3 protein-coding genes are annotated in these 8,241 nt (G+C 67.8%); all 3 read left to right on the forward strand.

The annotated features are described in order from the left end of the window. Positions 1-222 precede the first annotated feature (222 nt). Positions 223-1,743, forward strand: coding sequence for a hypothetical protein (locus IPN03_24270; GenBank protein MBK9376744.1), 1,521 nt, complete (start codon positions 223-225; stop codon positions 1,741-1,743). 442 nt (positions 1,744-2,185) lie between these two features. Beyond that, entirely contained in the window at positions 2,186-7,432 is a 5,247-nt protein-coding gene (locus IPN03_24275) for a PKD domain-containing protein (GenBank protein ID MBK9376745.1), read from the forward strand. A 269-nt stretch (positions 7,433-7,701) separates the two neighbouring features. Further along, entirely contained in the window at positions 7,702-8,130 is a 429-nt protein-coding gene (locus IPN03_24280) for a helix-turn-helix transcriptional regulator (protein MBK9376746.1), read from the forward strand. Positions 8,131-8,241 lie beyond the last annotated feature (111 nt).

Below are 8,241 nucleotides of genomic sequence, written 5' to 3' on the forward strand. Positions count from 1 at the left end.
CCGACGCTTGACTTTTCCGAATAGCGCCCCTACTCTTTCCCGGAGCAGCATGAATGCGTCTTTCTTTCCCCGCCGTTCTTCCGGCCCCAAGGGCCGTTCGAGTGCGCGGATTCGCCTTGTTTCCATCGAACTAACGGGAGGTGATTCGGTATCGGGGGAGTGCGTGACTCTCTGCCGCGTCGTTTCTGTCTCATCGAACACCATCATTCAGCAGGAGAGAAAATGAAGAAATTTACTGTCTTGGTTGCACTGGCGCTCCTCGCGGCGACCGGCACGAGCTACGCGGTGACGTGCTCGACCGACAACGTCCCGGGCGCCACGCTGCTCGTTCCCTACTTCCAGGTGAGCGGGTCCGCCGCCGCCGGCGCCATCGCGCCGGGCGGGGTCGACACCCTCGTCGCCATCACCAACGTCTCCGAGTGGGGCGCCATCGCCCACGTCACCATCTGGAACAAGCAGTCGGCCGCCGTGCTCGACTTCAACGTTCCGATGACGGGCTTCGACGTTGCCTTCTTCTCGATGAGGGACGTCCTCAACGGGAACCTCAACGTCAACCCGAACACCCAGGTGCTGCAGGCGAAGACTGGCGACGATCCCTGCCAGGACGACGACTTCATCGGCAACGACCAGGACCTGTTCACCCGTTTCGAGAACCCGGACAGCGGCGACTTCAACGACTCCATCGGCTTCTACGCCACCCCGGCCTTCTCGGGCAACTTCCGTAACCGCGTTCTCGACTCCCTCGACGAGTCGCCGGCCTACTCGAGCCTCGGCACGCGTCCCGCGAACGACGTCGACAACCCGGCCTGCGGCATCGGCGCTTCGGACGGCGTGTTCACGTCGAGCTTCTCGGGCTACGTCACGATCGACGTCGTGAACTACTGCACGAACTTCTTCCCGAACCAGTCGACCTTCTACACGAACGACGCGATCGCGACCATGGGATGGGATGACAACTGGGGCCCGAACGTCCTCATGGGCGACGTGTTCTTCATCGACCCGGCCGCAGCCGGCGGGAACATCTCCGGCGACGCCGCCATCTCCCTCGAGTTCGACGTGCGCCTCGAGAACACCGATGTCTGGGCTGACTCCGACAACAAGACCTTCTACGGTCGCTACGGCCAGCAGTTCGACGACGCCGCCGGCCCGGCTCCCTCCGACTACTGGTTCCTCGGCGACGGCCGCGAGCCCCTCGGCACGGCCTACGCCTTCCGTTACCTGAACGATGCGGCCGCCGGCCTCACGACCTGGGCCGTGATCTGGCGCTCCGACCGTTGGGACGCTGACGACGACAGCGACGACGAGACGGTCATCATCGCCAACAACCTCTGCGACAAGTCGTCCAATGCCACCGGTAACAAGATGACCGCCAACGGTCGCCAGATCTCGGTCTCGACCTGGGACAACGACGAGAACCAGAACCAGCAGACCGGCGGCGGGCCTTCGGGCGACGAGCCGATCGACGTCTACACCAACGTGTGGTGGGAGAGCAACCGGATCCTCGTCACGGGGAACGGCGACCTCAACCCGGCCGGCTTCAAGGGCGGCTGGACTCGCCTCACCTTCAACCGCAACTACAGCCCCCTCTATCACCAGGCTCACGTGAGCGTCCAGCACACGGCTCCTGGCGCGTTCGTCAGCGTTGGCCACGACGCCACCCTGATCGACCACCAGTTCCTCTGCCCGGCGGGCTTCCCCTTCGCCGAGCCCGGCAACATCGCCTACGGCACGGCCGTCGAGTAAACGGAACTGAATCAAGGGAATCGTCCCTGAGGGCGGGCGGCGAAAGCCGCCCGCCCTTTTTTCGTTTTTCGTGGGATTTCGGCCCCCTCCGACACTTCCCGGCGGCCGCGACTCGCCGCCCCGCCGGTTCGCCTCTCGTAGGGATCTCTGGATAAGGTATGATTCTCGAGGTTCGGTCTTTTCGCCCTGGGCGCGCCTGGCTCGCCACGGGGTATTCGCTTGTGGGGTGCCATTCAAAGGGGGTTCCATGATTTTGTTCGCTTCGCGGAGTCGCGCTGCTCGGAACGCAGGGCTCGTCCTCTCCATGCTCGTGCCCTTCGCGGGGCCGAGTTCGAGGGCCGACGCCCAGTGCCAGGTCCTCTCGGCGCCTTCGAAATTCGATCCGCCGTCATCCGGCCTGCCGTCCTACCTCCGCTTCCAGTCACGGAAGGACGCGTTGAGCATGGGCGGGTCCCCGGGCGCGCAGCGCCTGACCATTCGCTACAACTACGGCTTCCTCGTCTACAGCCTGGCGAATCCCGGCGCCCCCGCCAGGATCTCCATCGAGGACCTGCTCGGGACGGACAAGTACCCGAAGAGCGGTGACGGCCAGGAGCGCATCGGTCCCGTCGCCATCTCGCCGGACGGCACGCGCGCCTACGGGTCCTGGACGGATGTCTCGAACCACGGGACGATCGTGATGAACGCGAGCGGATCGTCGTATTACCCGGTCGGGGACTTCCTCCCGGCGGGTGACGGGGTCAGGGCCCTCGCCGCCCTGAAGGTCGGGAACCGGCAGCTCGCGTTTGCCACCAGCAGCCAGGGGATCTTCGCCTCGGACATTACGGACTACCAGACCATAGCCGGCCCGGCGCAGAAGAACGGAATCCCCTCGGCGCTGATCGCCAACGCGGGGATCTCCTCTCCCTCGGGTATTACGGCGCTGGAGGCTGCGGGCGCCTACCACGTGGTCTCCTGGAACAGCGACGGCCTGGCCATCGTCGACGTCTCGAATCCCGGTCTCCCGGGCGCGGGCCTCACGGCGAGCTTCTCGGGCCGGGGCTACGCGATGTCCCAGCTCGGGCTCTCGGGCGCCGGCTCCATCACCGCAGTCGCGGCCGCGAGTCATCCCCAGAGCGGCGACCTGTACCTCCTGGCGGAAGCCTCGACGTCGCTGGGAGGGGGCATCTATGCCTCCACCGGCGTCACGTTGAACCGGGTCGACCGCTCGACGGGAAATCTCACGCTCGTCGGGTCCTACCTGCCGCCGGCCGGCGCGAGAAGGTCGCAGAAGCAGATCGTCCTGCTTCCGTTCGACTCCGACGTCGTCGCGTTCTTCCTCGAAGGCAAGGACAGCGGCGGGCTCCAGCCGGAGGTCCATTCCTCCTCCGACTTTGCGAGGAACCTGGCGGAGGCGGCACCGGCGTTCCCGGAGCCGACCCAAGCGCTCTCGCTCAAGGGGCTGAGGGTGTCCGGCGGGAACGTCTTCCTCTACATCCTCGACTCCATCGGGAGCTACGTCGCCTCCCTGGACTGTTCCACGGCACCCACCCCGGCGAGCGCGGCACTGAGCGTCGAGGCCGTTCCCTACTCGGGAGGCGCCGCCACACCCGTTGCCGACGGGGGCTCGGTCTTCATCGGCGACCAGCTTCGGATCAAGCCGGCCTTCTCGCCGACCGACGCCATCCAGCCGCTCCTCTCCTGGCGGCTCGACTACGACTTCCACGACGGCAACGCGCTCGACTCGAGCGCGACCACCTACCGGCTGAAGCAGCCCGACTCCGTCCTCACCGCGGGTGCGGCGTTTCCGGCCCAGGTCACCCTGATCGGCCCGTGCGACCCGGCACAGGTCCCTCAGAGCGGCCCGGCGCCCGAGCCGTCGAGCGGCGCGGGCTGCTGGGAATCGGTCACGACGAACGGGGACTGGACGGTTCCGGCGGGAACGCCGGACTTTTCGGCCGCCGCGCCCGCCGACAAGCAGCTCACGATCGGCTTCGAAGCCCAGAACGCGCTGAACGAGGGCTCCTCCTCGCTGGCGAAGCACCGGATCGCCTGGAAGGTGCCGCGCCAGTTTCTGAAGAACACCTCGATTCTCTCGGGCGGGGCGCTCGAGGACCTCTCCGAAGGCAGCCCGCTGACGTCCGGCCTGAACTGGTACATCTCGCAGACTCCCGTAGGGCAGGCGGGGGACGACGTCCTCACGCTCCAGGCCTGCACCGGGACCACCTGCACGCCGAGCCCTGCGCTCGTGCAGCCCGGCAACTACCGCTACTGGGTCACCGTGCCCTACCGCGGCGGCTTCCGGACGGCCCCGTGTCCCGGCCTCCAGGCAGACCAGGTCACCTGCTCAGGGGACGCGGCGAAGGTCGTCTCGGTCACCGACGTCGTCCTGTCGCTCACCGCACCGGCGCAGGTCCTCGTCGGGACGAGCACGACCACGGTGCCGAGCACCTCCAAGAAGGGTGTCTCGGTCACCGCGTGCCCCGCAACGACGAACGGCTTTTCCTACAACTTCTGCGTCCTGAACGGGGGGAGCTGCCCGGAAGGGGCCTACGTCACGACGGGCCTGACGGCCCCGAATCCGTTCCCGGCGTCCGGCACGGGCTCGATCACGGTCCCCACGCCGGCTGTCGGCACCTGGGGCCTTCGGGTCCGTTACACCTACACGACCGCGGGGGACTGCAGCGCTCCGACGGTGGCCCAGTGGCCGGCGTCCGGCTGGTCGCCGCTCACGGTCCTCCAGGCCGTACCTTCCATTCGCCTGCGCAACTCCAGCGACACGTCCGACATTCCGAAGTCGATCGGCATCTACTGGGAGCTGACGACCGGCCAGACGGCGAGGCTCTACGCCGAGCTGAACGGCGTTCGTGACACGAACCCCCCTCCAGGCCTGGCCTGGAGATACAGGCCGGCGGGCACGCTCTCGGAAACCACGATTTCGGGAGGGCAGGGGGCGAGCTTCTCCATCTCCACCGCGGGGGAGTACGAGATCGTCCTGAGAGGCTACGGCCTCGACGTCATCGCGAGCGCGGGCGTCAGCGCGGCGACCGGCGGAGGCGGAGGCGGTGGAGGTGGTGGTGGCGGCGCGCCGACCGTGTCCTCGGTGACGGCCTCCAACTATTCTCCGAGCGTCGGGCAATCGGTCACTTTCTCCTGTAACGCCACCCAGGGAGGCGCGCCGATCACCTCCTACGACTGGGTTCTCGCGAGCGGGGTGACCAGGTCGACCTCCTCGTCGACCACCACCTACTCCTACAGCACCGCGGGGACGAAGACGTTCTCCTGCACGGCCAACGACAGCGCCGGGCTGTCGAGCAGCACGCGCGTGAGCTCGCTGACGGTTTCGGGCGGCAGCGACGTCGGATCGTGCGGGTTCGTCATCAACAACGCGCAGGGCGCGAAGGTCTCGTACGACCCGGTGACGCAGAGCTACGACGCGGCGAGCGGCCAGCCCCTGACCTTCGTGGCGTCCGGAGTGACGTCGACCGTCAGCTGGAACTTCGGCAATGGCGAGACGGGCTCCGGCAACCCCGCCACCTATACGTACAACGTGACCCAGAATGCCTCGTACACGGTGGCGATGTCTTCCGGCGGCTGTTCCAAGAGCTACCTCGTCTACGTGTCGGCCCCGACCGGACCGAGCTTCACCGTAGCCGACGCCGGAACGGGTACGGCCCTCGCGGCCCCGACGGGAGTCTGGGAGGCCAACGCCGGCCAGAGCCTGAGGTTCACGGCGAACGGGACGGTGGGGCCGGTCAGCTGGGACTTCGGCGACGGCCAGATCTCGAACGACGCCGCGCCGGTCAAGATCTACACCCCGCTCACCCACACGACCTACACCGTGACTCTCCACAACAACGGTCTGATGACGCAGAAGAGCATCAAGGTCAACGGATCCACGGGTGCGCCGCTGACCGGGAACTACACGTACCGGTACGCGGACGGATCGACGGTGAGCCGATCGGCCGTGCAGCCCAACCAGGCGATCGTCTTCACGGGCGCCGATCAGGCGACGTCGTACACCTGGGACTTCGGCGACGGCTCGGCTCTCGCCACCGGCTCGCCGAAGGAGTACACCTTCACGCGCGGCGGGACGTTCACCGTGAAGCTCACCGTGGCGCGCAGCGGAGTCCCCGGCACGGCCACCACACCGTCGCCGTTCTCGTTCACCGTGCTCGCACCGCCCGACCCGCTCCTGTGGGTGGCAGCGGGCATGGCCTACGCCGACGGCGGGAACGGCGCGCGTTGGCAGTCGGACCTGTCGATCTACAACCCCGGAACGCAGGCGGCTACGGTCTCGCTGGCGTTCGTCGCGGGCGCCGGGTGGGATGGCGTCACGAACGCCGACTGGCGGACGCTCGGAGTCGGTCCGGGCGAAACGCGCGCCTTCTCGAACATCCTCGCCGGCTTCTTCGGCCTCGCGAAGGGCGCGTGGGGCGTCGTCCTCGTCCGAGGCGACAACGTTCCCGTCTCTCCCGTGGTCGTGAGCCGCACGTACAACGCGGCAACCGCCGAGGAGACCGGAACGTACGGCCTGTCGGTCCCGGCCATGTCGGTGTCCTCCGGCGTGAAGCCCCAGTCGGCGGCGGCGTCGACCTTCCTCGCCGACCTTCGGCACGACGAGGCGTACCGGACGAACCTGACCGTGGCCAACCTGAAAGAAGAGACGGCCGAGGTCGAGGTCATCTTCCGCGACGCGGGAGGGAACGTCCTCGGGGCACCCGCGCGCGTGACGGTCGAGCCGCGCGGGGTGAAGCAGCTCAACGCGGCCCTTTCGACGGCCCCTGCGGTCGGGACGGAACCGATCGGCGGCGCCGGCTGGAGCAGCCCGGCCCCGCACTTCTCGGCCGAAATCAAACTGAAGCGTGGAACGGGCGTCTATCCCTACGCCACCGTGATCGACCAGGGCACCGGCGACTCGATCGTCGTCACGCCCACACTCCGTCCCGCCGCCAGCTACCGTCTTCCGGGCATCGTCCGGGTGAAGGGCAAGAACGGCGCCTTCTGGGTGAGCGACGTGGCCCTCCTGAACCCCAGCGCCGTCGCGCGGAAGATCCGCGTCACGTACTCCTACGTGAAGCTCGGCACGACGCGCCGCATCGAGGTCTCCGACGTCTTCTCCCTCGCGCCGTATCAGCTCGCGGTCGCGGTCGACTTCGTGAAGTACTGGCTGGGCCTGGCGGAAGGCGACCAGGACGGCTACGCGTCGTCCTACCTCGACTTCGCGCCGGCATCCGACGACCCGGCGCCGACGGAACCGATCGTCGTCACCGGGAAGACCTACACGCCGTCGGGCACGGGCTCGGTCGGGCTCCAGGTGGATGCCTTCGTCTTCGAAGACGGCATGAGCGAGCAGGCCTCCCGCCGCAGGCTCGTACTCTCCGGCCTCGAGGCGAACGCCCGCTACCGCACGAACGTCGCGCTCTTCCTCACACCCGGCTCGACGGGAGGCGCCCAGGTGGACGTCCGCGTGCTCGACGCGTTCGGCCGGGAGTCGAAGAAGATTGCGTTCGTCGGCCTCGATCCCACGAATCCTTTCGTGCAGCTGAGCAGCGCGGACCTCTTCGCGGGCCTGAGCACGGACGACTCGTCCCGGGCGACCGTCGTCATCGACTCGCCCCGAGGCACCGGCCACGTCGGGGCCTACGCCACGGTCATCGACAACAAGTCCGAGGATGCGACCTTCGTCGCGGGCCAGCCGGCGCCCTGAGCCGGCCTGACAACCGACCCCCAAGCCCGAAATCGTCGGGCTCACCCCTCACTTCGGCCCAGGCCATCGCCCGGGCCGTTTTTTTTCGCCCGATCCGTCTCCGGGGCAAGAACCGATGAACGACCGGCGTCGGCCCGTCGGCCGGGCGAATCCGCCGGGACCGAACGGCCGGTCGGTTTTGTGCGAATTCCAATCAAGGCTCTTCCCATTGGCCTCCCGGCAGGTTCAGAATCCGCAGGTCATCAGCTGAAGTGAGGGGTGCGGGGATGGTGGCTAGCGGGAGGAGGCTCGGCCGTGGCGTCGATTCGGGGAAAGAGCCGCCTCGACCCGCCTGCGAGATTCGCTCCCTCATACCGACCGACCCCTTCGCGGGACTCACTCCCCGGTTCGGCGACGACACGAAAGTCCTCTTCGTGGTGGAGGGTCCCAAGGCCGTCGCCGTCCGCAGGAACATCTCCGTCCGCACGCTCCTCCGGCATTTTCGCGAGGGCGGAAGAAGCCTCTCCCGCGTTCGCCAGGAGTGCAGGGCCGATCTCGTCTCGGTCCTCCTCGAGAGCGGCGTGCCCGTCGGGACGGTCGCCAGAGCCATCGGCCTGTCGGGTCCCCAGGCGCTCGGAAGGTTCGTTCGCTCGTGCTTCGGGCTCACGCCGACCGCGCTGCGCGACGTGCTGAGAAGGCGGGCCGCGGCAAACCGCTGAGACTGCGGCGCGGCCGCAGCCGTGTCGCGTTTTGTTCATTGTGGCGGGCGATGCCCGTCGCATAGGTTGGGCGGCTGTGTGGGGGCTCGGACGGCTGCGGTCCTTGGCGTG

The organism is Holophagales bacterium (assembly GCA_016719485.1).
Classification (GTDB): domain Bacteria; phylum Acidobacteriota; class Thermoanaerobaculia; order UBA5066; family UBA5066; genus UBA5066.

Excerpts from the sequence above, each read along its gene's own strand:
- IPN03_24270 (MBK9376744.1), top strand. The coding sequence starts at position 223 with ATGAAGAAATTTACTGTCTTGGTTGCACTGGCGCTCCTCGCGGCGACC.
- IPN03_24275 (MBK9376745.1), top strand. The coding sequence starts at position 2,186 with ATGGGCGGGTCCCCGGGCGCGCAGCGCCTGACCATTCGCTACAACTAC.